This is a genomic window from Flavobacterium sp. DSR2-3-3, from assembly GCF_049896585.1.
GTDB lineage: Bacteria > Bacteroidota > Bacteroidia > Flavobacteriales > Flavobacteriaceae > Flavobacterium.
On record NZ_JAFCUP010000006.1, the window covers coordinates 32,680 to 55,200 of the forward strand.

At 34.7% G+C, this 22,521-nt stretch carries 21 protein-coding genes and 1 riboswitch; of the genes, 17 read left to right on the forward strand and 4 right to left on the reverse strand.

The genetic code is table 11. The annotated features are described in order from the left end of the window. The first annotated feature begins 3 nt into the window (after positions 1–3). Positions 4–1,455, forward strand: a complete 1,452-nt coding sequence (locus ACP7AQ_RS09555) for a S41 family peptidase (RefSeq protein WP_426095304.1) — start codon at positions 4–6, stop codon at positions 1,453–1,455. A 69-nt stretch (positions 1,456–1,524) separates the two neighbouring features. After that, positions 1,525–2,145, forward strand: a complete 621-nt coding sequence (locus tag ACP7AQ_RS09560; protein ID WP_426095305.1) for an N-acetylmuramoyl-L-alanine amidase family protein — start codon at positions 1,525–1,527, stop codon at positions 2,143–2,145. Between the two features lie 66 nt (positions 2,146–2,211). Here ACP7AQ_RS09560 and ACP7AQ_RS09565 read toward each other — a convergent pair whose 3' ends face one another. Next, complete coding sequence (locus tag ACP7AQ_RS09565) at positions 2,212–4,167, reverse strand: TonB-dependent receptor plug domain-containing protein (protein WP_426095306.1); 1,956 nt, start codon at positions 4,165–4,167, stop codon at positions 2,212–2,214. A gap of 99 nt (positions 4,168–4,266) precedes the next feature. Beyond that, a riboswitch (cobalamin riboswitch) is annotated at positions 4,267–4,602 on the reverse strand. Between the two features lie 82 nt (positions 4,603–4,684). Between ACP7AQ_RS09565 and ACP7AQ_RS09570 the strand changes: the two genes are divergently transcribed. From ACP7AQ_RS09570 to ACP7AQ_RS09585, 4 genes are all read left to right on the forward strand, one after another. Then, positions 4,685–5,827 carry an ABC transporter substrate-binding protein gene (locus ACP7AQ_RS09570; protein WP_426095307.1) on the forward strand — a complete coding sequence of 381 codons (1,143 nt, stop codon included), beginning with the start codon at positions 4,685–4,687 and terminating at the stop codon, positions 5,825–5,827. A gap of 1 nt (position 5,828) precedes the next feature. Then, positions 5,829–6,857 carry a FecCD family ABC transporter permease gene (locus ACP7AQ_RS09575; RefSeq protein ID WP_426095308.1) on the forward strand — a complete coding sequence of 343 codons (1,029 nt, stop codon included), beginning with the start codon at positions 5,829–5,831 and terminating at the stop codon, positions 6,855–6,857. Positions 6,858–6,919: 62 nt separating this feature from the next. Continuing rightward, positions 6,920–7,303: a GxxExxY protein gene (locus ACP7AQ_RS09580; RefSeq protein WP_426095309.1), complete on the forward strand. Its 384-nt coding sequence runs from the start codon at positions 6,920–6,922 to the stop codon at positions 7,301–7,303. A gap of 84 nt (positions 7,304–7,387) precedes the next feature. Continuing rightward, positions 7,388–8,170: an ABC transporter ATP-binding protein gene (locus tag ACP7AQ_RS09585; protein WP_426095310.1), complete on the forward strand. Its 783-nt coding sequence runs from the start codon at positions 7,388–7,390 to the stop codon at positions 8,168–8,170. On the opposite strand, the gene ACP7AQ_RS09590 is transcribed toward ACP7AQ_RS09585, so the two are convergent. Both ACP7AQ_RS09590 and ACP7AQ_RS09595 read right to left on the reverse strand, forming a co-directional pair. Continuing rightward, complete coding sequence (locus ACP7AQ_RS09590) at positions 8,167–8,622, reverse strand: tRNA (cytidine(34)-2'-O)-methyltransferase (RefSeq protein ID WP_426095311.1); 456 nt, start codon at positions 8,620–8,622, stop codon at positions 8,167–8,169. The two genes, ACP7AQ_RS09585 and ACP7AQ_RS09590, sit on opposite strands and share 4 nt — an antisense overlap. Positions 8,623–8,646: 24 nt before the next feature. Beyond that, entirely contained in the window at positions 8,647–9,231 is a 585-nt protein-coding gene (locus ACP7AQ_RS09595) for a pseudouridine synthase (RefSeq protein ID WP_426095312.1), read from the reverse strand. Positions 9,232–9,402: 171 nt separating this feature from the next. Here ACP7AQ_RS09595 and ACP7AQ_RS09600 point away from each other — a divergent pair, with 171 nt between their 5' ends. From ACP7AQ_RS09600 to ACP7AQ_RS09625, 6 genes are all read left to right on the forward strand, one after another. Beyond that, positions 9,403–9,768 carry a hypothetical protein gene (locus ACP7AQ_RS09600; RefSeq protein WP_091206768.1) on the forward strand — a complete coding sequence of 122 codons (366 nt, stop codon included), beginning with the start codon at positions 9,403–9,405 and terminating at the stop codon, positions 9,766–9,768. A gap of 211 nt (positions 9,769–9,979) precedes the next feature. Further along, the gene (locus tag ACP7AQ_RS09605) at positions 9,980–13,393 is read left to right on the forward strand and encodes a T9SS type A sorting domain-containing protein (RefSeq protein ID WP_426095313.1); all 3,414 of its coding nucleotides are present in this window, start codon (positions 9,980–9,982) and stop codon (positions 13,391–13,393) included. A 201-nt stretch (positions 13,394–13,594) separates the two neighbouring features. Next, positions 13,595–14,965 carry a DNA recombination protein RmuC gene (gene rmuC, locus ACP7AQ_RS09610; RefSeq protein WP_426095314.1) on the forward strand — a complete coding sequence of 457 codons (1,371 nt, stop codon included), beginning with the start codon at positions 13,595–13,597 and terminating at the stop codon, positions 14,963–14,965. A gap of 5 nt (positions 14,966–14,970) precedes the next feature. Continuing rightward, positions 14,971–15,336, forward strand: coding sequence for a 6-phosphogluconate dehydrogenase (locus tag ACP7AQ_RS09615; protein ID WP_426063572.1), 366 nt, complete (start codon positions 14,971–14,973; stop codon positions 15,334–15,336). After that, the gene (locus ACP7AQ_RS09620) at positions 15,337–15,882 is read left to right on the forward strand and encodes an acyl-CoA thioesterase (protein ID WP_426095315.1); all 546 of its coding nucleotides are present in this window, start codon (positions 15,337–15,339) and stop codon (positions 15,880–15,882) included. 189 nt (positions 15,883–16,071) lie between these two features. Next, positions 16,072–16,611 (forward strand): YceI family protein, encoded by a 540-nt coding sequence (locus ACP7AQ_RS09625; protein WP_426095316.1) that lies wholly within the window; start codon positions 16,072–16,074, stop codon positions 16,609–16,611. A 2-nt stretch (positions 16,612–16,613) separates the two neighbouring features. Here the strand turns inward: ACP7AQ_RS09625 and ACP7AQ_RS09630 are convergent, their stop codons facing one another. After that, the gene (locus ACP7AQ_RS09630; RefSeq protein ID WP_426095317.1) at positions 16,614–17,528 is read right to left on the reverse strand and encodes a TIGR01777 family oxidoreductase; all 915 of its coding nucleotides are present in this window, start codon (positions 17,526–17,528) and stop codon (positions 16,614–16,616) included. Between the two features lie 117 nt (positions 17,529–17,645). Here ACP7AQ_RS09630 and ACP7AQ_RS09635 point away from each other — a divergent pair, with 117 nt between their 5' ends. Genes ACP7AQ_RS09635 through ACP7AQ_RS09655 form a run of 5 tightly spaced genes read left to right on the forward strand, consistent with a single transcriptional unit; the run spans position 17,646 to position 22,518 of the window. Next, complete coding sequence (locus tag ACP7AQ_RS09635) at positions 17,646–18,305, forward strand: TetR family transcriptional regulator C-terminal domain-containing protein (RefSeq protein WP_426095318.1); 660 nt, start codon at positions 17,646–17,648, stop codon at positions 18,303–18,305. Continuing rightward, positions 18,305–19,612 carry an ABC1 kinase family protein gene (locus tag ACP7AQ_RS09640; RefSeq protein WP_426063563.1) on the forward strand — a complete coding sequence of 436 codons (1,308 nt, stop codon included), beginning with the start codon at positions 18,305–18,307 and terminating at the stop codon, positions 19,610–19,612. The genes ACP7AQ_RS09635 and ACP7AQ_RS09640 overlap by 1 nt, the downstream gene beginning before the upstream one ends. Beyond that, positions 19,612–19,746 carry a DUF2256 domain-containing protein gene (locus tag ACP7AQ_RS09645; protein ID WP_091206734.1) on the forward strand — a complete coding sequence of 45 codons (135 nt, stop codon included), beginning with the start codon at positions 19,612–19,614 and terminating at the stop codon, positions 19,744–19,746. The genes ACP7AQ_RS09640 and ACP7AQ_RS09645 overlap by 1 nt, the downstream gene beginning before the upstream one ends. After that, positions 19,722–21,026 carry a DASH family cryptochrome gene (locus tag ACP7AQ_RS09650; protein WP_426063562.1) on the forward strand — a complete coding sequence of 435 codons (1,305 nt, stop codon included), beginning with the start codon at positions 19,722–19,724 and terminating at the stop codon, positions 21,024–21,026. Before ACP7AQ_RS09645 ends, ACP7AQ_RS09650 begins: the two co-directional genes overlap by 25 nt. A 7-nt stretch (positions 21,027–21,033) precedes the next feature. Further along, entirely contained in the window at positions 21,034–22,518 is a 1,485-nt protein-coding gene (locus ACP7AQ_RS09655; RefSeq protein ID WP_426095319.1) for a deoxyribodipyrimidine photo-lyase/cryptochrome family protein, read from the forward strand. Positions 22,519–22,521: the final 3 nt, after the last annotated feature.

The window sequence follows — 22,521 nt, forward strand, 5'->3', positions numbered from 1 at the left end:
TATATGAGAACTGCATTCAAATTTACACTTTTATTATTCATCGCTACATTTGCATTCCAAAGTTGTCAGGACAATGATGATATTGCACCTCCAGCCAGTTTAGAAATCCAGGATTTCATCTGGAAAGGCATGAACCAATACTATTTATGGCAAGCTGATGTTCCAAATTTAGCAGATAACCGTTTTGCAGATCAAACTGCATTAAACACTTTTCTAAGAGGCTATCCGGTTTCTGAGGATTTATTTGCTGCTTTAAGAGTGAGTCCGTCTATTGATAAATTCAGTTGGATTGTAAGTGATTATTTGGAGCTCGAAGGAACTCTTCAAGGAACAACAAAAAACAACGGAATCGATTTTGGTTTAAGCTTTAAACCAGGAAGTACTACCGAAATATTTGGTTATGTTCGTTATGTTATTGCAAATTCAGATGCTTCTACTAAAAATATTAAGCGTGGTGATTTTTTTACGGCTGTAAATGGAACGCAACTGACGGTCAGCAATTATAAATCACTACTTTTTGGCGCCAACGAAAGTTACATGCTAAATCTTGCGGAATTCAACGGAACTACAATTGTTGGGAATGAAAAATCAGTCTCATTAACAAAAACAGTGCTTTCTGAAAATCCAATTTTAATCAATAAAGTAATCACTTCTGGTGCTCACAAAATAGGATATTTGATGTACAATGGTTTTTATGCCAATTATGACAAGCAGTTAAACGATGCTTTTGCTGCTCTAAAATCACAAGGAGTTACTGAATTAGTATTAGATTTAAGATACAATGGTGGTGGTTCCGTACAATCTGCGACACGATTGGCAAGTATGATTACAGGACAATTTACAGGAAAAGTTTTTGCAAAACAACAATGGAATGCGAAAATCAATGCCTATTTCGAAGCCGAAAATCCAAGTGCTTTATTCAATTATTTTACAGATAAAATTGAGTCAACAGCCATAAACAGTTTGAACTTGACAAAAGTTTACATCTTAACTAGTGCAAGTTCAGCATCAGCAAGCGAACTTGTAATTAATGGATTAGAACCTCACATTAACGTAATACAAATTGGTGATGTAACGGTAGGAAAAAATGTTGGATCTGTTACTCTTTATGATTCTCCAAGTTTTGGTTCAGAAAATAGAAATCCAAACCATAGATATGCGATGCAGCCTATTGTATTAAAAATTGTCAACTCTGTTGGGTTTGGAGATTATTTCAAAGGATTGCAACCTGATTTTTTAGTAAAAGAGACTTTGAGCACATTGGGCGTTCTTGGTGATACAGCTGAACCTTTATTAAACACAGCTATCGGAAAAATAACCGGGACATCACGTATGGCACGACAAAACCCAGGAAAAGAATTTGACTTTTTCACTGATGCAAAATCGATAAAAGGAATGCAAAACCAAATGTATATTGAGAAAGCACCAGAAGGACTTTTGAAAGCTTTGGAATAAAAATACAGTTACACAATAAATCTTACTTTTTGTAAGTTATTATTGAATAACCATTTAAGACAAAACCAAATGAAAAAAGCAATTCCGTTCTTTCTGACTTTTGCGACCATCATATCTTTTGCATTCGTAACAACACATACTGGAAAATCCAAACATATCAATGTTGTTATTGATGCTGGGCATGGCGGATCCGATTTTGGAGCTACTTCGAGCAGCAGCAATGAAAAACGAATTGTAGCCCAAATCACGGATAAAATCAAATTTTTGAATAAAAACGAAAATGTTACTATTCACCTCACGAGAATTGGAGATCAATTTCTTTCTTTGAGCGACCGTTCTGCACTGATTAATAAGATCAAACCTGATTTAGTTTTGTCATTGCATATCAATCAAAATTCAAATGTAGCAAAATCAGGAATGGAATTTTATGTTGCTACAGAGTCGATTGCGAACGAAAAGTCAAATGAAATTGCGGTTGAACTTCGCAACAAATTTATCCGCAATACTACTATAAAATCATCTGAAGTAAAGAAAGCTCCCTTTTATATTTTAAAAAAATCGGAAGTGCCGGCAGTACTTATTGAATTGGGTTATATGTCTAATCTTGACGACAGAGAATATTTAACAAATGATTTGCAACAAAACAAAATTGCAGCAACTATCGTAGCATTCATTTCAGAGTTGAAATAACAATACGTTACAAACAAGAAAAGGCTTTCATCACTGAAAGCCTTTTCTTGTTTACATAGATTCGAATTACAATTTGATATTCATACCTAATTTAAAATTTCTTCCTAAAGTATTATAGCCTACATTTTCAACAAAATCAGCGTTCAACATATTGCTTACCGCACCAAAAACGGACAATCTGTTTTTTACCAATTCATAACGAACAGAGGAATTTATTAACTGATACGAACCTAACACAATTTTTGTTGTAGCAAAGCTGTTCCCATCAAAAAAAGCATCATTTCTACTGTCTACATATTGATAATCTAGGTTCAAAAACAACCTGTTATTGATTTGAAAATCCAATGCTGAATTCACTTTATGTTTGGGAATCAATCGATCCAGTGCGCTATCCACTTGCGTAAAAGTATAATTTGAATTCCAGTGGATTTTTTCGCTCAAGGCAAAAGAGGCTTCGATTTCTACTCCTTTCGCTTTATTCAATCCGTCAATGTTAATGTAGTTCGAATCAAAAGTTACCGGATTAAAATAAAATCCGATAAAATTAGTTTGCTCACGGTAAAAAGCAACTGCATTCAGTTTTATTTTTTTATTCGATAGTAGCGTCTCAAAACCTGCCTCCAAAGTCCTGTTTTTCTCTGGTGTCAAATTGGAATTTCCATATTCAGAATACAATTGATACAAACTTGGCGTTACAAAAGCAGTGCTGTAAGATGCTAAAATCTTCAATGGAATGGTTTTAAAATCATACGATGGATTTACATTATAAACCAATTGATTGCCATATTGACTGTGAATATTCAACCGCGCTCCAGCATTCAAATTCAATCCAAAATCCGTGGTAAAAACACCCGTGACATAAGGATCAATCATGTTGAATTTAGTAGCTTCCTTCAAAATTCCACCGTAAGGAGTAATGCTGTTCATGTCATGAAACTGATATTGGGCTCCGGCAACTAGGAAAAACGATTCTGAAAATTCATATTTGTTATAACCATCTACGTTGACACTTCTAGATTCATACTCCGAAAATCCTGGCGTATTTGAATAAAAATCGAAGTCGTTATACGTTCGTACGATTTTGTTGAAGCTGGAGTTCATAACAAATTCCCCTTTGGAATATTTGTATTTTGGTAAAAAACCAAAACGAAATTGTTCCGATTCTGTGGAATTCAAATCGGTATCATTTGTACCAGTGTTATCAAAAGAAGCATCATAATCAGAGCCTACTTTATCATAATTACCGAAGAAATCTAATGTTAATTTTTCTGTAGCTTTATATCCTAACTTTGCAAGATAATTGATTCTGGAAAAACGGTCCTCTTCGTAATTGTCAGATGGATTTACAGGAGCAATCTGTGACATTCCACTTATTTCAGTGCTATTTAAAGACACAAAATAATTCACCTTGTTAGCATTTCCGTTGACCGAAAAACCTTGATTGTAATTTTGTAAGCTGGTTTTATCAGTATTTGCAGTATTATTGGTTCCCACATTTACATACGCATTCCCCTCAATAGATTTCTTGCCTGATTTTTTCAAGGTAATATTTATTACTCCAGTTGCAGCACCTGAACCATACAACGTGCTCGCTGCACCTTTCATAATTTCAACGCTTTCCACCTGCTCCACCGGAAGCAAACGCAAATCATATTCAAAACTAATTCCGGACGCATCATTCACCGGAATTCCATCAATAAGAATCAACACTTGATTGTTTTTTCCACCCCGAATGTAGTACCCTAAATTTTTGCCGGCAGCACTTTGGTTCCCGTTAATTTCTAATCCTGCTACAGAGCTTAAAATGTTTGCCAGGCTTTGTCCGGCTTTGTTTTTTAAATCCTCAGCTGTAATTTTAGTAATAACTTTTCCTGATTTTTCTTTTGCCAAAGCAAATTTGGAGTCGGAAACCACCACTTCTTTCAATTCACCTTCAGAAGAGATAGTTTGATTTTGTTGCGCAAAAGCACAAGTTGTCATTAGTACGAATAACGCACTAATACGAACGATTTTTTTGTTCATTTTATAAAACATAAAGTAACAGCTATTTTCTGCTACGTGACTAAAAATGGGGAGAAAAGCATAGAATTACCCATACCCAAACCTTTTTTCCCGAAAGTTTGATACTCGATGTAGTAGGCAGGTCTCCTGGCTTGCGTCTTGTTGTTTACCTTCTCATTCTTGATTTAGGGTTGTCGATTTTTCCTTTAGGATTTTTCAATCCCAATTCCCAAATCATAACTTCTTAAATTTTCGAACAATGGTTTTGTAGATAACAACAAGCTTGATAGCTTACAGTTGCGGGTACAGCCCAGGATTTTAAATTCTTTATTTAGGATTCTTGTTTTAGGATTTAACTCCTAAAATCTGAATCCTGAAATCTGTAATCTTTCACCTGATTCCCTTTTAATGCTGGTTTGAAAAATCAAAACAGCAACCTCATAACGGGTGCAAATATAGCTTTATGATTGGAATAAAAAATAAAATTTGATTTTTAAAACGGATTAAATATACCTTTGCAGTTCTTGAAAATTATTTTATGAACTCATATTTGTTAAAATTTACGCTCTTTTTATTTGTCGTCACTTTCGGTGGATGCAAACAAAATGACAAGACTTCCACTGTTGCAATTAAAACCTCAACTAATGAAGTTCAGTACGCGGAGGGTTTGGAAATCTATAAATACCAAGGCTACACAATTGTAAAAGTCACCCGACCTTGGCCAGAAGCCAAAGAAAATTTTACTTATGTTTTACAGGAAAAAAACGGCATTATTCCGGATAGTTTAAAAGAATTTTCCATCATTCCAATTCCAATACAATCGATTGTTGTTACCTCGACCACTCACATTCCGGCACTTGAAATGTTAGGCGTCGAAAATACTTTGGTTGGTTTCCCGAACACCAATTATATTTCATCTGAGAAAACCAGAAAACGCATTGATTCCGGAAAAGTAAAAGAAGTAGGAACCAATGAAACTTTAAACACCGAAGTTTTGATAGATATGGCTCCAAATGCCATCGTCAGTTTTGGTTTGAATGACAGTAATCCAACGCTCGATAATCTTCAAAAAAGCGGTTTGAAAGTACTGTTAAATGGCGATTGGGCAGAACAATCACCACTTGGAAAAGCGGAATGGATCAAGTTTTTTGGGGCCTTGTACGGATTAGATTCCAAAGCAAATACTATCTTTTCCGAAATTGAAAAGGAATACACAAACACTTTGGCTTTAGCCAAAAAAACAACATCAAAACCTACCGTTTTAAGTGGTGCAATGTTTCAGGATCAGTGGTATGTGCCTCAAGGTGACAGTTGGGCAGCATTGTTTTTAAAAGACGCATATTCAAATTATTTGTGGGCTGACTCAAAGGGAACTGGTAGTTTGCCTTTGCCTTTTGAAAAAATTTTAGAAAAAGCTAAAAATGCCGAATATTGGATTGCTCCCGGAGATTTTTCTTCGTTAAAACAAATGAGCGACAGTAATCCGCATTACAGTGAATTTACCTCTTTTAAAAATAAAAAAGTATATTCGTACGGCATAAACAAAGGTGCAAAAGGTGGAATTTTATATTTCGAATGGTCTCCTACCCGACCTGATTGGGTCCTGAAAGATTTGATTAAAATTTTTCATCCAGAGTTGCTACCAAATCACAAACTTTTTTTCTTTCAGAAATTAGAATAAATTGACCAGAACCAACCGAAATACAGTACTTTTTATCTTCCTGACCATCGGGATGTTTTTTTTATTTATCATAAACATCAGTTTAGGATCCGTTTCTATTCCTGTAAAAGATGTTTTTAGGAGTCTAACCGGTGAAAATGCGAGCAAAGAAACCTGGGAATATATCATAATTAATTACCGCTTACCAAAAGCCACTGCCGCTATTCTTGTTGGAATGGGATTATCCATCAGCGGCTTATTAATGCAAACACTATTTAGAAATCCATTGGCTGGGCCTTACGTACTTGGATTGAGTTCCGGTGCCAGTTTAGGTGTTGCAATCGTTATTTTAGGAGCAACACTGTTACCGCCATTTTTAGCGACAATTTTACTTTCTTCTTACGGGATTATTTTGGCATCAAGTCTGGGTAGTTTTACAGTTTTACTGGCTGTTTTAGCCGTTTCCCATCGGTTGCGAGATACCATGGCCATTTTAATTGTTGGACTAATGTTTGGAAGTTTGACTAGCGCCATTGTTGGAACGCTGACGTATTTTAGCACTGCAGAACAATTGCAGAAATTTACATTCTGGTCTTTAGGAAATCTTGGCAATTTGTCTTGGACCTCCATTTCTCTTTTGTCCATCTGTGTGGCCATTGGATTATTGCTAAGTTTATTCAGCATCAAACCTTTAAATTCCTTACTTCTGGGAGAAAATTATGCCAAAAGTTTAGGTTTAAATTATAAAAAATCACGACTGATTATCATTTTTGCCACAAGTATTTTGGCGGGTAGCATTACTGCTTTTGCAGGGCCAATTGCCTTTATAGGATTAGCTGTGCCACATATTGCAAAATTGGTTTTTCAGACCAGTAATCACACTATTTTATTTTGGAGCAGCATACTTTTCGGAGCGATTATCATGCTTATTTGCGACAGTATTTCGCAACTTCCCGGCAGTGATTTTACGTTGCCAATTAATGCTGTGACTTCCATATTTGGCGCACCGATTGTAATTTGGCTGTTAATTAGAAGAAAAACTTTTATTTAAACCATTTACTGTGAAATTTTTTAAACACATAGAAACATAGTAATTCAACTAAAAAAAATCAAATGTATACTAAAAAATATTTAGATGAATTAACTTATGAAATAATTGGTGCCGCTATCGAAGTTCATAAAACTATGGGTAAAGGATTGCTTGAGAGTGTTTATCATCAATGTATGAAAGAAGAATTATCACATAGAAAAATTAATTTTTTAACAGAGATGAAAGTCCCAATCATTTATAAAAACAAAGAACTAACAACCGATTTCCGATGTGATCTATTTATTGAAGATTGTTTAGTCGTTGAATTAAAATCTGTTTTAGAAATGAATTCTATATTTGAAGCGCAGCTTCTAACCTATATAAAACTCTTAAAAGCACCTAAAGGAATTATAATAAATTTTAACTGCTTCAATATTTTTAAAGAAGGACAAAAAAACTTACGTTAACGAGTATTTCAATCTTTTATCGTAAAAAATACAATTCTATGTTTCTATGTGTTTAAAATTTTATGAAGGAACTATCCAAATATAATGGAAAATAAAATCATCTTACAGGCTTCCCAAATCAGCATTGGTTATTCTCACAAAAAAGAAAATACCATTGTTGCTTCGAACATTAATTTGTCTTTAGAAAAAGGTAAACTGATTGCATTAATTGGTGCAAACGGAATTGGTAAATCAACGCTTTTACGAACTATAACCGGTATTCAAAAAACGATTTCAGGAACCGTTATGTTCAATGGGACAAACATTTATGAAATAGACGCTTTAACTTTAGCCCAAAATCTGAGTGTGGTTCTAACTGAAAAATTGCCTCCCAGTAATCTTACAGTTTTTGAATTGATTGCTTTGGGAAGACAGCCCTACACGAATTGGATTGGAAAATTAACCGCTGAAGATATCGTGAAAGTGAATGAAGCGATGGAATTGACGCAAATCAGTCATTTAGCGGCCAAAAGGCATTACGAAATTAGTGATGGGCAACTGCAAATAGTTTTAATTGCACGAGCTTTGGCGCAAGATACACCATTAATTATTTTAGATGAACCTACAACTCACTTGGATTTACTGCATAAAGTGGTATTGTTTAAACTCTTGAAAAAACTTACTCAGGAAACTCAAAAATGCATCCTTTTTTCTACTCATGATATCGACATGGCGATACAATTAAGTGACGAAATGATCATTATGACTCCGGAAAACATAGTTCAAGATCAACCTTGTAATTTTATTCTAAAAGGTACTTTTAATACCCTTTTCAAAGACGAGCATATTGTTTTTGATGCTGATAAAGGGAAATTTATAATTTCTTAAAACTTTAAACTAAGTTGTCTTTTTGCTTCGCCAATGACAAAGGCCACCGAATTTGCGATGTTGAAACTTCTGATCAATGAAGACATAGGAATCGTAAGATGATTCGGGAATTCGTTTAGAACAGCTTCACTCAAACCTTTGCTTTCTTTTCCAAAAACCAACCAGTCTCCATCCTGAAAATCAGTCTCCAAATACGATTTTTCAGCATGGGAACTCATCAGGAAAACTCGGGACAAATCAGGAATCTGGGCTTTCCATTCCGCTACATTTTGATATTCGGTTACATCCAGATGCACCCAATAATCCAAACCGGAACGTTTTAAGTTTTTATCATTAATAACAAATCCAAAAGGGTGAATTAAGTGTAAACGGCTTTCGGTGCCAACGCACAATCGGCCAATATTTCCAGTATTATTTGGTATTTCGGGTTCTACTAAAACGATATTTAACATTGTAATTATTGTTATTTCTTATTATTACTTCTCATTCAAATCGACTGCAAAATCAGGCACTTCTAAAACCTCTCCAGCCTGTAAATCATGGAGATGTACATTTCCTATTCGGACTCTAACTAAACGCAACGTAGGAAAACCAACAGCTGCGGTCATTTTTCGGACTTGACGAAACTTCCCTTCATAAACCGTTATTGATGCCCAGGAAGTTGGACCGTGACGTTCATCACGTATTTTTTTTCCTCTGGCTCCAAAAGCGGGGATTTCATTTATTAATGACGCTTTACAAGGTTTCGTTATATATTTCGTGCCATTAAAACCTATTTCGACACCTTTTTGCAATTGCTCAATCGCTTCCTGATTGATAATCCCATCGACTTGGACATAGTATTCCTTATCGACTTTCTTGCTCCGAATAATTTCGCTCATCATCCCATCAGTAGTCAGCAACAATAATCCTTCGGAATCTTCGTCAAGACGGCCTATTGCCATTGTTCCTTTGGGAAAATCATACAGTTCTCCCAGCAGTTTCTTTTTCCTTTTTAACTCGTAAATAAACTGACTTAAATATCCGTAAGGCTTGTGAATGATGAAGTGCAAATGGGACATTTTATTAAATTATTTGTGCGTGCAAAGATAGTTTTGTTTTCGCTGGATTAAAAACTGTGACACCATACATTTATTGGTTTAAACAAAACGCTATGTTAAATAATTCGATTATCTCGCAATAATGACGTACTATTATCAAAATTATTAGAATTAATTTTAAAATTACAGATTATGGAAAGCAACGATCTAGGTTCAAAGAAAACAAATAACAAGCAAAATACAAACGAGGGATTTAGTGGTCAGAATCTAGCCCAAAATACGAATCCTGAAGTATCTCATTTAAAATCAGAAGTGGAAACTGATTCACATGGAAATCAAAAAATTGTACAAAGAGCACGAAATATAGAAGGAACTTTAGAACAAAATGAGGATACTACTCCCAAAAATTTAAGTTCTGATACCGCAAATGTTTCTGAAGAACAAGCTAAAAAAATGGTAGAAAATAAAGATCATAATTCGGATATCACTCCTAATCGTTATCCAAATGAACATCCAGATAATAAGGAAGACAGAGGGAATATTAAACTGGATGATTAAAAATTGATTTTTTTTAAAAAGGCCAATATGAAAATCGATTCATATTGGCCTTTTTAATTTTTAAATATTTTAAAAAAGTAAAATAAGTGGATTTTATTAAGCTGTTATTTATGGATAACCTCTTTTACTTACGGTTTTTACTTGGTTAATTTTATAATATTCTCTTAACGTAAGATATATTATTTTTACCGCTTAATCCAATTGTAAAACTATGAAACACAATTACTATTTTAGGCATTTAGTAGCTTTTTTAAGTTTTTTTTGTTGCTTTTCGGCCTCCGTTTTTGCACAAGCAACATCTCCTGTAACCCAAGATTTACCTTTTTTTCAGAATTTTTTAACTTTAGATGCGGCCTCTGCTGCCTATCCCACAGGATTTCAAGGTTGGACAGCCAGTATAATACCGGGAAGCTCGTTTAACACCACAGCTACACAAGTTGCAGACAGAACATTAGTTGCCAGCAGTACAGCTGGAACAACGAGTGGAAACATCCACAATTATAACGGAAAAATTGGTTTTCTGAATACTGGTTCGTTAGATTTAGCTTTAGGATTTGCTTTCAAAACAGTTGATAGATCCAGAATTGCCGTAGAATATGATGCCATGGTAATTCGTAATCCCTATAACGGAACTACAAATTCTCGTATCAATGAATTAGTACTTCAATACAGAGTTGGTACTACCGATGTTTTTAGTACTTTATTACCAACTGTGTACTCTAGCGGTATAACTTCACAAACTGCGGGTACAACAGGACTAAACATTCAAAAAATCAAAGTTGTTCTGCCAACGGAATGCGACAATAAAGAAGTAGTTCAAATTCGATGGATATCAAGACAAGTTTCCGGTGGTGGTTCCCGCCCTTCGTTTGCCGTTGACAACATCAGTGTAAATAATGATGTTACGCCTGCTGTAAATGCGGATGGATTTCCAAAAATTAGCAACATCCTGTCTGATGGATTTGATTTTTCAACTCAATTAAACGAAACTGGAAAAACTTATTTTGTTGTATTACCATCAGGAAGTGCGGCCCCAGGCGCAGCACAGATAAAAGCAGGAACAAATGCTACTGATGCAGCGGCTTTACAAGCAGGTGTAATCGAAATTACATATGCTACTGTTGCGTATGTAAAAAACATCACGGGATTAACTTTGTCCACTGCTTATGTAGTGTATTCTATATCTGAAGATGCCAGTAGTAACATTCAAACTGAAAGCAACAAACTGAATGTAGTAACTTCCAGCGTCGTAGTTCCATCTTTATCAACTACTAAAACTGCTTTAGATTTTAGTTTTATTGAACAAAATTTCAGTTCAACTGCATTAAATTATCAGATTGAGGCGTTTAATATTACTGGAGCGGTAACCTTGACAGCATCCGGGAACTTTACAATTTCTAAGAATGAAACTACCAATTTTCAATCGGTATTGGTTTTTCCTGTACAAGATTTCAATAACAATAAAACTCCTGCCGTTTATGTGCGATTTACACCCTCTACAACTGGTGTATCTGCAGGACAAATCATTCATGAATCTACTGGCGCTTCCACAAAGACAGTGGCTTTATCAGGAACAGGAATTAATCCGTATATACAAGATTTTAATGATTCAAAGGTCCTAACAAACAGTGGTTGGACAGAATATAGTGTGGCCGGTGATAAGATTAAATGGGTGAGCACAAATACCCGCTTTAACAGTTCACCAGCTGCTGTACAAATGAATGGCTATTCAGAAACTGGAGTTAGTAAAGATTGGTTAATTTCTCCTAATTTACGTTTAGACACTTTTGACAAATTCCCATTATTGTCTTTTTATTCGCGTAAATTTTTTGCAGGAACACCACTTAAATTGATGGTTTCTGTTGATTATGATGGAAAAAGCAATCCGGAAACAGCAACTTGGACCGCTCTTGAAGGAGATTTTCCAACTACTACAGGAACATTCAAACAATCTCAATACATCAACCTACAAGCTTATAAAACCAATCATACTTATGTGGCTTGGATATATGAAACTATCGTTTCTAGCGGTTCTGATATTGCTGAATGGACAGTTGATGATGTAAAAATCTCTAATGAAGCCTCATTTTTAGCTTCAAATCCTAATTTTAATTTTGGAGAAGTAGCACCAAATACCGCTTCAACAAGCCAGTCGTTTGTTTTCATGGCTGGTGGTTACGGCGATATTGCAGTTACGGCTCCCGCTGATTACCAGTTGTCTGTTGACAACAGTAATTTTCAATCCAGTGTTGCGATTTCAGCTGCTGACGGAGTTGCTGGCAAAATAATTTATGCTCGTTTTTTCCCTTCGTCAAAAGCATTGAGTATTTCAGGGGCTTTGACAGTTGTTGGAACAGGATTGAACCAAGAAATAGGATCTTTCAAGGGTTCTTCATTTCCTAAAACAGAAACATTTGATATCGTAACCTACAACTTAGAATTTTTTGGAAGCAATGTAATCGGTTCAACGGGAACTGAATTTGGTCCAACTGATGATGCGTTACAAATTGAAAATGTAGCAAAAGTCATGAATACTTTAAATGCTGATGTTTATTCCGTTCAAGAGGTTTCGGATGATGCCGCTTTAGAGACATTAATACAAAAAATAAGCATCAACGGGAAAACTTTTGACAAAGTGATTTCTCCTGCTTGGTCCTATTCTTTCAATGCTCCTACACCTGACTTCCCTGCTCAAAAATTAGTAGTTCTTTACAATACTAAAACAACAACCGTAAAAAAGAGTCGAGTAATGTTCAGCAAACTTTTTGATGATATTCGTGCAGGAAATGCAACTTTACCCAATTACCCGGGCGGAAATAGTGCTAGTTTTTACTCCTCTGGTCGCTTACCGCAAATGGTTGAAATTGAAACTAATATTGACGGTGTGAAAAAAGACATAAAAATCATCAACATTCACGCCAGAGCAAATAGTGGCAGCGATATCGCAAGATACAATATGAGGAAATATGACGCTGAATTATTGAAAGACAGTTTAGACGTTCATTGCGCTGACGCCAATTTGATAATTTTAGGTGATTATAATGATGATGTGGATGCATCTGTAATTGCAGGAAACCCTTCTTCATACCAGAAAATGATTGAAGATGCAGCACGTTATAACCCTTTGACTTTAGAAATCAGTAAAGCAGGAGCTTTTAGCTTTTTGTCTTCAGGTGGCTTCTTAGATCACATTACAATTTCAAATGAGTTAACGACGGATTATGTTGCAAATTCAACTTCTGTTTACGACCCTCGGTTGGATGTGGCAAATTATGTCAATACCACTTCTGATCATGGTCCGGTGATCTCACGTTTTCAACTTAAAGCAGCTGCAGCCTTATCAACAAATGACTTTATTGCAACCAACGGATTGTCTGTAGTTACGTATCCAAATCCAGCTTCAGAATCGTTCAGTGTCGTAATTATTTCAGAAAATGCACACGACTTAAAGCTTAACATTTATGATGTTTCAGGCAGATCGATGGGACATACAATTAAATTAAAAGGCGTTAACAGCGAAAATGCAACTCGAATAGACATTGCTAAATTGCCAGCTGGAATATATATTTACACCCTTTCCAATGGTAATAAAGTCGTTTTCAAAGACAAAATAGTAAAAAAATAAAATATCAGTTTTAGCATTCAAAAAGAGCCAGATTTCAAAAATGAAATCTGGCTTTTTTATTTAATATGTTTTAAAATTCAGCCGGCTTGAGTCATCGCAATTAATACCTTTCTATAAAAAAAACTTACATTAGTATTTTGATTTCCGAAAGGAAACTAGGAAACTTTTGTTTATTTTTACAAGCTTACAAAAAGAAATTCTATGTCAAATATGTTTCCGTTTTTATTAATTTTTATTGTTGCGCTAGCCGTAGGTGTTTTCATTGGCAAACTGATTTTCTCTGCTCGATTCCAATCGGAAAAAATCAGTTTAGAAGAAAAACTGATTGCATTTACTTCCCAATTCAATCAACTGAAAGAACAGATTACAGCTGATAAAACCACTTTCGAAAAGCGATTAGAAAACACCAATGCTGAGAAAGAAAGCATTCGAAGTGAAAAAGACAGTTTAGCCATTCAACTTTCAAAAAAAGAAGTTGATTTTGAGAATCTTTGGGAACGCAACAAAGAGCAAAAAGAAGAAGTGGAAAAACTACAAGAAAAATTCACCAAGGAATTTGAGAATCTTGCCAATAAAATATTAGAAGAAAAGTCTAATAAATTTACGGAACAGAACAAGGAAAACATGAAGAATATCTTGACACCTTTGCAGGATAAAATTCAATTGTTCGAAAAGAAAGTTGAAGATACTCATAAAGAAAGCATTGATTATCATGCGGCTTTGCGCCAACAAATTCTGGGCTTACGAGAAATGAATATCCAGATGAGCAAGGAAACCATTAATCTGACTAAGGCATTGAAGGGCGACAGCAAGATGCAGGGAAATTGGGGAGAATTAGTTTTGGAACGCGTTCTTGAAAAATCAGGACTGGAAAAAGGCCGTGAATATGAAGTGCAACAGGCCTTCACAACCGAAGATGGCAACCGTGTTTTTCCTGACGTTGTCATTAATCTGCCTGATGGCAAAAAGATGATTGTCGATTCTAAAGTTTCTTTGACCGCTTATGAAAAATACATCAATGAAGAAGATGATATTTTAAAAATCAATTATTTAAAAGAGCACGTTACTTCCATCAAACGCCACGTAGAACAATTGGGCAGTAAAAATTACCACGATTTATACCAAATAGAAAGTCCGGATTTTGTCTTATTATTTATTCCTATTGAACCCGCGTTTGCGATGGCGCTAAATGAAGATACGAATTTGTACAATAAAGCATTTGAAAAAAACATTGTAATTGTTACACCTGCGACTTTATTGGCGACTTTACGGACTATTGACAGCATGTGGACCAATCAGAAACAACAGGAAAACGCATTCGAAATTGCACGACAAGCGGGCGCTTTGTACGATAAATTTGAAGGTTTTGTGGCAGATTTAATCAAAATTGGTAAAAAAATAGACGAGAGCAAAATAGAATACAGCGGCGCGATGAATAAACTCGTGGAAGGAAAAGGAAACTTGATTGTCAGTGTTGAAAAATTAAAAAAAATGGGAGCAAAAGCAAAGAAAGCGCTTCCAGAAAGCATATTAAACCGAGCAGAAAAAGACGAAAATCAATTATTAAACTAAACAAAATGAGAAAATTTTTAATGATTACCACCGTAGTAATAGTACTTTTTATTGTAGGTTACTTTACTTTTTTATATTATGCCACGTACAGCGAAGGAGTTCGTTCTGGCGAATTAATAAAGGTGAGCAATAAAGGAGTGGCTTTCAAAACATGGGAAGGGGAACTAAGCCAGGGAATTTCCGGCGCACAAATATTTTCTTTTTCAGTACTGGACAGCGAGAAAAAAGTAATTGCCGATTTACAGGAATATGAAGGACAGTATGTACAGGTAAATTATGTAGAACGTTACCGAACATTTCCGTGGTGGGGCGATACGCGCTATTTTATCACAGAAGTCAAAAAAGTAAATTCTCCATTTAAAATAAAATAGATGAATCGAACCTTTAAAACAGTAGCTTCCTCAGACATTAGTATTTCAGAATTAATGTTGCCTTCGCATACTAATTTTAGCGGCAAAATTCACGGAGGCTATATCTTATCCCTGCTGGATCAGATCGCTTTTGCTTGTGCTTCTAAATTTTCAGGAAATTATTGCGTAACCGCATCGGTAGATACCGTAAATTTCTTGAAACCTATAGAAGTGGGAGAACTTGTAACAATGAAAGCCAGTGTTAATTATGTTGGGACCAGTTCGATGATTATTGGGATTCGGGTAGAAGCAGAAAATATACAGACCGGAAAAATCAAACATTGCAATTCGTCATATTTTACGATGGTTGCCAAAGATAATGATGGTAAAAGTATGCTGGTTCCAGGCTTAATCCTGTTAAATATGAATGATGTTCGTCGCTTTTTTAATTGCATCAAACAAATAGCGCTAAAAAAGGAAAGAGACCTCCACGAGGAAGAATTTGATTATAACTCAAAAGAAGCCTTAGAAAGTTTAAAAAAATATAATATTAAGTTGGAATTCTAACAAACCAATCTTTGTTATTAAAGCAGTTTAAAGTTAAAATCTTTTAAATTTAAACTTAGAATTTTATTAAAATTTCTGATTAAAAAAAGTTGGTATAATTTAAGTCATTGCACAGATATTTTAGTGGTTGAATGCTTTTATTTCATCTGCTTTTTTTGTAATTTTAAGTAATGTAATTCATAAATCGTTATGAAAAAAATTACACTAATAGTACTTCTCATCATTACAATTGCAACTTCTGCTCAAGAAAAAATGGTCTCATACATGGGAATCACAAACTTTGAGGCCTCCATTCCTTTATTTGAAGAAGTAAAAGCCGTAAATGATAAAACAACCTGTATTTTAATAACAAAAACAGGTGAAATAGCTTGTTGGGTGAATATTAAAGACTTTAAATTTAAAAGAGATTTGATGCGCGAGCATTTCAACAAAAATTACATGGAAAGCAATCGTTTTCCCAGGGCTGTTTTTAAAGGTAAAATTGATAAATTTGATCTAAAAAGCCTTACCTCAGAATCCAATCCCTGTCAAATTTCAGGTAAAATAACCCTTCGCGGGCGAACTAAAAAAATTGTAATTAACGGCACCCTAAAAAAAGTAGCTACGGGAATTGAACTTTATTCCGCATTTCCATTGAATACAGATGATTTCAACATTGAAATTCCATTTATAGTGCGCAGCAAAATCTCAAAAAACGTCAACACACAACTTATTTGTGTCTTACAATAAAGCTATTTCGTTAAACAATTCCTTAAAGCTTCTTCTAAATTTTTAAATTTAAATTCGAAACCAGTTTGTTGAATTTTCCCTGAAGAAATTCTTCTTCCAGTTAAGACAATAACAGCCATTTCTCCCATAACTAATTTTAAAACATAAGCCGGAACATTGGGCAACCAAATAGAATAGCCAAAAATACCCGCTAATGTTGTAGAAAAAAGAGTGTTGGTGGTATTATCCGTTATGGCAGCGTTGTACGGCCCTTCCATACTTGGATCTGAAACTGCTTGCAGGTAGATGTTACATAAATCGTCTACATGAATCCATGGCATGTATTGCTGTCCGGAACCCAATGCAGAACCCAATCGAAACTTAAATAAGGGAATAAGTTTTTTCAAAAAGCCATCATCTTTTCCTAACACTAGTCCAGTGCGAATCTTGACGGTACGGATACTTAGATTTTCGATAAAATCCAGAGAATCTTCCCATTTTTGACACGTATAACCTAAGAAATCATTTGCAGGCGGCATGTCTTCCGCACAAATCTCATCTCCGTTTACAGCGCCATAAATTCCAACTGCAGAAGCTGAGATAAAGGCGTCCAGTTTTTTATTGTTCTTTTTCAAAACGGAGAACAACAATTGAGTTGATTTTTCCCGACTATCGATAATTGCTGCTTTTCGTTTGGCTGTCCACCTTTTCGCGGCAATATTTTCCCCTGCCAAGTGAATGATGTAATCCGCGTTCAAAACTGCCTGTTCATCTATAGTCTGCTTCGTAACATCCCATTTATAATAAAAAACATCTCCTTTATTTTGTTGTTCACCCCGACTTAATATGGAAACAGAATAACCTTTAGCTACCAATAAAGCAGTCAAATTTCTTCCAATAAATCCCGAACCACCGCTTATTAATACATTTTTTTTCATGATATTGTAAAACTAATGATTTATAATGATATAAAATTATATTAAATTTTGTTTAACTTTATTAATATATCGTTAAACATTTTGTACCTTTATACTTTAATTTGAAAAACACTAAGAATGGCTATTAAGAAAACGACAATAACAAAAGACAAAATAGTTTCAATGTACATGAATTATGTACTTGATCATAGCGAAAAACCCAAGTCAGTCTATCATTTTACAAAAGTGAATAATTTTATCGAAGCGGAATTCTATGCATTTTTTGGAACTATAGAAAGTATTGAGAAAGAAATTTTCAAAATGTTTACTGAAAAAACAATCGAGTTACTAAATAAGAATAAAGAATACGAGATGTATGACATGAAAAGCAAAATGCTTAGTTTTTACTTTACCTTTTTCGAAATATTGACTGCCAATAGAAGCTACGTCGTTTTTGTTCTAAAAGAGCACAACAATCAGTTGAAAAAACTAATGCAATTATCTGGACTCAGAAACAGCTTCAAAAACTTTCTGACTGAAATCATTTCTGATGACTTTAGAACGCAACAAGAAAAGCTCCAAAATTTCCAAGAGAAAACATTTCAGGAAACATCATGGATTCAACTTTTATTGACATTGAAATTTTGGCTGGATGATTCTTCACCTTCGTTCGAAAAAACAGACATTTATATTGAAAAATCGGTGAAAGTGACTTTTGAATTAATGAACATTGCTCCTATTGACAGCTTAATCGATTTTGGAAAATTTATTTTCAAAGAAAAAATTTACAACAAGTAATGAAAACAATAGACTACATCCCTACATCAAAAATTGAAAGAGCGACAAAACTGGTGCAAACCGGTGCAAAAGTTGGTGTAAACTACCTCAAATACTACGGAGAAAAAATGGTTAATTCTGATTTGACCCGTGATAAATTAAATGAAGACAATGCCGAAGATATTTATGACGGATTAAAGAGTTTAAAAGGAAGCGCGCTCAAAGTTGCACAAATGTTGAGCATGGACAAAAGTTTTTTGCCTCAGGCTTACGTGGAGAAATTTTCACTTTCGCAATTTTCAGTTCCACCACTATCGGCGCCATTGGTACTGAAAACATTCAAGACAAATTTTGGTAAAACTCCTTATGAAATCTTTGATGAATTTAACGCCAATTCTAAGAATGCTGCAAGCATTGGGCAAGTTCATGTCGCAGTAAAAGATGGTAAAAAACTCGCGGTAAAAATTCAATATCCCGGAGTTGCCAACAGTATTTCTTCGGATTTAGCGATGGTAAAACCCATCGCAGTGAGAATGTTTAACCTTCAGGGGAAAGATTCTGATAAATATTTTAAGGAAGTCGAGGACAAATTGATTGAGGAAACCAATTATTTATTGGAATTAAAACAAAGCCAAGAAGTAGTTGCTGCCTGTAAAAAAATTCAAAATTTAGTGTTTCCAAATTACTATCCTGAATTCTCCTCAGAGAAAATTATCACAATGGACTGGATGAGCGGCAAGCACCTTTCAGAATTTACAAAAATAAATACCGATCAGGAAGTAGCCAATAGAATTGGTCAAGCATTATGGGATTTTTACATGTACCAAATTCATGTTTTGAAAAAGGTACACGCTGATCCGCATCCGGGAAATTTCTTGGTGAATGAAGAAAATCAATTAGTGGCACTGGATTTTGGTTGCATGAAACAAATTCCAAATGACTTTTACACTCCTTATTTTGAATTGATTGACAAAAAAGTAATAAATAGTCCTAAACTGTTCAATGCAAAGTTGTTTGAATTGGAAATTTTACGTGTGGATGATTCGAAAGAAGAAGTGGCTTATTTCACGGAATTATTTTATGATTTGTTATCACTGTTTACAAAACCTTTTCAAGAAGAAACATTCGATTTTTCGGATGAGACTTTTTTTGAAAGCATAGCGGCTTTAGGTGAACGTTTTTCAAAAGATACCAATCTACGAAAAATGAACGGCAATCGAGGTTCTAAACATTTTATTTACATGAACCGAACGTTTTTTGGGTTGTATAATTTGATGTTTGATTTAAAAGCGAAAATCGTTGTCAATGAATTTGAAAAATATAAATAGTGAAAAAGGAGCATCTTCCTTCAAAAATGTGTTTGGTATGTAACCGACCATTTACTTGGCGGAAAAAATGGGAAAAAGTTTGGGACGAAGTAAAATATTGTAGCGAAAAATGCAAAAGAAACAAAAAGGGTTAGTTTGGTTTAGAAATGATTTAAGAGTTCACGATAACGAATCGTTGACGAATGCTATTAGTGAAAATAATACTGTGCTTGCAGTGTATTGTTTCGATCCAAGGCATTTTGAAAAGACAGGTTTTGGATTCAAAAAAACAGAAAAGTTTCGCGCAAAATTCCTGATTGAATCTGTAAAGGAATTGAAACAAAATCTGGAAAAATTGAATATTCCGCTTTTGGTTTATCACCAAAAACCGGAAGATGTTATTCCGAAAATTATCGCTCTAAATGAAATTAGTGCTGTTTATTTTCAAGAGGAATGGACGAGTGAAGAAATGGAAGTTTTAGAGAATATTAAAGCTAAAGTTCCAGATTCAGTATCTTTCAAGAGCACTTACAATCAATTCTTGTTTCATCCAGATGCGATTCCGTTCGATATTCAAAAGATTCCAAATGTTTTTACACAATTCAGGAACCAATGTGAGAAATCGACGAAAATCCGACCTGAATTTAAAGTGCAAACGCTGTCTAAAGAAAATTGGATTACAAACACAACAGCAATTCCTACAATGGAAATACTGGGATTTACTGATTTTGAAACAGATTCCAGAACCGCATTCCCTTTTGCTGGCGGTGAAGACGAAGCGCAAAAACGCTTGCAGAATTATTTTTGGGAAACCAAAAAATTAAGCGTTTATAAATTGACCCGCAACGGATTAATTGGAACTGATTTTAGTTCGAAGTTTTCTCCTTGGTTGGCAAACGGTTCCATTTCGGCGAAAACTATTTATTGGGAAATTATAAAATATGAACAACAAATTGGGAAAAATGATTCGACTTACTGGCTGATATTCGAACTGATTTGGAGGGATTATTTTAAATACATTTCGTTGAAAAATGGCAATTCTATTTTTAAAATTGGAGGAATTTTAGATAAAAATTACGATTGGAAAAATAATACATCTGCCATAAACAATTGGATCAACGGTACCACACATGAGCCGTTTGTTAATGCCAATATGATTGAACTGCGGGAAACAGGCTGGATGAGCAATCGCGGCAGACAAAATGTAGGTTCCTATTTTGCAAAGAATCTGTTGTTAGACTGGCGTATCGGAGCTGCGTATTTTGAAGCAATGCTCATTGATTACGATGTTCACAGCAATTACGGAAACTGGATGTATGTTTCAGGAGTAGGCAACGATCCTAGAGATCGAAAATTTAATATAAAATTACAAGCCGAAAATTACGACGGACAATCAAAGTTCCAAAAATTATGGCTGCAACAACAATTATTTTAAAAAGTAAATGAATACAAACAAGAAACATATCAATGTGGTTTGGTTTAAGAGAGACCTTCGTTTAGCGGATAACGAAGCAATTTTTAATGCAACAAGAACAGATATACCCACTTTGTTGCTTTACGTATTCGAAAAATCTTTAGAAAACGATTCACATTACAGTTCAAGACATTGGAATTTCATCAAGCAATCACTTGTTGACATCAACAAACAATTGGAACAATCAAACACGCAAGTATTAGCAGTGTCTTCGGAGGTGCTTCAGGTTTTTAATATACTCGAAGAAACATACAAAATTGAAACGGTGTATTCACATCAGGAAACCGGTTTGAAAATTACGTACGAAAGGGACAAAACCTTTAAACGTTTTTGTAAAAACAATCAAATCAATTGGGTTGAAAACACCAATAACGGTATATTCAGGGCTTTAAGAAACAGGACAAACTGGGTTTCAAAATGGGAAAAATACATGAATGAACCGCAATTTATTTTTGATTCCAAAGCAGAAAATTTCCTTGATACAGAAGCGATTAGTGAACTGGAAAAAGTATTTGAAAAGACGAATCTAGAAACTGTTCCGGATACTATTTTCCAAAAGGGAGGCAGCACCATGGCTGGTAAATATTTACAAAACTTCTTTGAAGAACGCTACCTCAATTACAGTTCGCATATTTCAAAACCTTTATTGGCTCGAAAAAGCTGCAGCAGATTATCACCATACATAGCTTGGGGAAATTTATCTTCCAGACAAGTTTTGCAAAAATCGGCAACCTTCAGATTGACGTCTAACCATAAAAAGCAAATCGATTCATTTGTTTCAAGACTTACTTGGCAGGCACATTTCATCCAAAAATTCGAAATGGAAGAAGTTATGGAGTTTGAAAGTGTCAATAAAGGTTTCCATTCGTTAAAAAAGAAAGTGAATGAAAATTATATTGAAGCTTGGAAAACAGGACAAACAGGCTTCCCATTAATTGATGCTTGCATGCGCTGTTTGAATGAAACGGGCTATTTAAACTTTAGAATGCGTGCCATGTTAGTATCTTTTTTCACGCATAATTTATGGCAGCCTTGGCAAGAAGCTACACAACATTTATCACAAATGTTTTTGGATTTTGAGCCCGGAATACATTTTCCGCAGTTGCAAATGCAGGCTGGTGAAACCGGAATCAATATGTTACGTATCTACAATCCAATTAAAAATAGTTACGAACACGATCCTGATGGTGAATTTATAAAAAAATGGGTGCCCGAATTGCGCAATTTACCACGTGCATTTGTACATGAACCTTATAAAATGACCTATTTAGACCAAAGGTTTAATGACTTTGAAGTGGGTATCAATTATCCGAAACCAATTGTAAATATGGAACGAACGAGAAAATTTGCCAGTGATTTTTTATGGAAAATGAAAAAAAATCCATTGGTAAAAGAGGAAAGTTTCCGCATCCTAAAGTTACACACCATGGCTGATATAGGCGACAGCGAATAATTT

What these genes read in the sequence shown, in the direction of transcription:
- ACP7AQ_RS09615 (WP_426063572.1), top strand. Translation starts at nt 14,971, where the DNA reads ATGAGAAAATTTTTAATGATTACCACCGTAGTAATAGTACTTTTTATT.
- ACP7AQ_RS09655 (WP_426095319.1), top strand. Translation starts at nt 21,034, where the DNA reads ATGAATACAAACAAGAAACATATCAATGTGGTTTGGTTTAAGAGAGAC.
- ACP7AQ_RS09640 (WP_426063563.1), top strand. Translation starts at nt 18,305, where the DNA reads ATGAAAACAATAGACTACATCCCTACATCAAAAATTGAAAGAGCGACA.
- ACP7AQ_RS09565 (WP_426095306.1), bottom strand. Translation starts at nt 4,167, where the DNA reads ATGAACAAAAAAATCGTTCGTATTAGTGCGTTATTCGTACTAATGACA.
- ACP7AQ_RS09590 (WP_426095311.1), bottom strand. Translation starts at nt 8,622, where the DNA reads ATGTTAAATATCGTTTTAGTAGAACCCGAAATACCAAATAATACTGGA.
- ACP7AQ_RS09650 (WP_426063562.1), top strand. Translation starts at nt 19,722, where the DNA reads ATGCAAAAGAAACAAAAAGGGTTAGTTTGGTTTAGAAATGATTTAAGA.
- ACP7AQ_RS09625 (WP_426095316.1), top strand. Translation starts at nt 16,072, where the DNA reads ATGAAAAAAATTACACTAATAGTACTTCTCATCATTACAATTGCAACT.
- ACP7AQ_RS09585 (WP_426095310.1), top strand. Translation starts at nt 7,388, where the DNA reads ATGGAAAATAAAATCATCTTACAGGCTTCCCAAATCAGCATTGGTTAT.
- ACP7AQ_RS09560 (WP_426095305.1), top strand. Translation starts at nt 1,525, where the DNA reads ATGAAAAAAGCAATTCCGTTCTTTCTGACTTTTGCGACCATCATATCT.
- ACP7AQ_RS09555 (WP_426095304.1), top strand. Translation starts at nt 4, where the DNA reads ATGAGAACTGCATTCAAATTTACACTTTTATTATTCATCGCTACATTT.
- ACP7AQ_RS09580 (WP_426095309.1), top strand. Translation starts at nt 6,920, where the DNA reads ATGTATACTAAAAAATATTTAGATGAATTAACTTATGAAATAATTGGT.
- ACP7AQ_RS09570 (WP_426095307.1), top strand. Translation starts at nt 4,685, where the DNA reads ATGAACTCATATTTGTTAAAATTTACGCTCTTTTTATTTGTCGTCACT.
- ACP7AQ_RS09600 (WP_091206768.1), top strand. Translation starts at nt 9,403, where the DNA reads ATGGAAAGCAACGATCTAGGTTCAAAGAAAACAAATAACAAGCAAAAT.
- ACP7AQ_RS09620 (WP_426095315.1), top strand. Translation starts at nt 15,337, where the DNA reads ATGAATCGAACCTTTAAAACAGTAGCTTCCTCAGACATTAGTATTTCA.
- rmuC (WP_426095314.1), top strand. Translation starts at nt 13,595, where the DNA reads ATGTCAAATATGTTTCCGTTTTTATTAATTTTTATTGTTGCGCTAGCC.
- ACP7AQ_RS09635 (WP_426095318.1), top strand. Translation starts at nt 17,646, where the DNA reads ATGGCTATTAAGAAAACGACAATAACAAAAGACAAAATAGTTTCAATG.
- ACP7AQ_RS09605 (WP_426095313.1), top strand. Translation starts at nt 9,980, where the DNA reads ATGAAACACAATTACTATTTTAGGCATTTAGTAGCTTTTTTAAGTTTT.
- ACP7AQ_RS09630 (WP_426095317.1), bottom strand. Translation starts at nt 17,528, where the DNA reads ATGAAAAAAAATGTATTAATAAGCGGTGGTTCGGGATTTATTGGAAGA.
- ACP7AQ_RS09595 (WP_426095312.1), bottom strand. Translation starts at nt 9,231, where the DNA reads ATGTCCCATTTGCACTTCATCATTCACAAGCCTTACGGATATTTAAGT.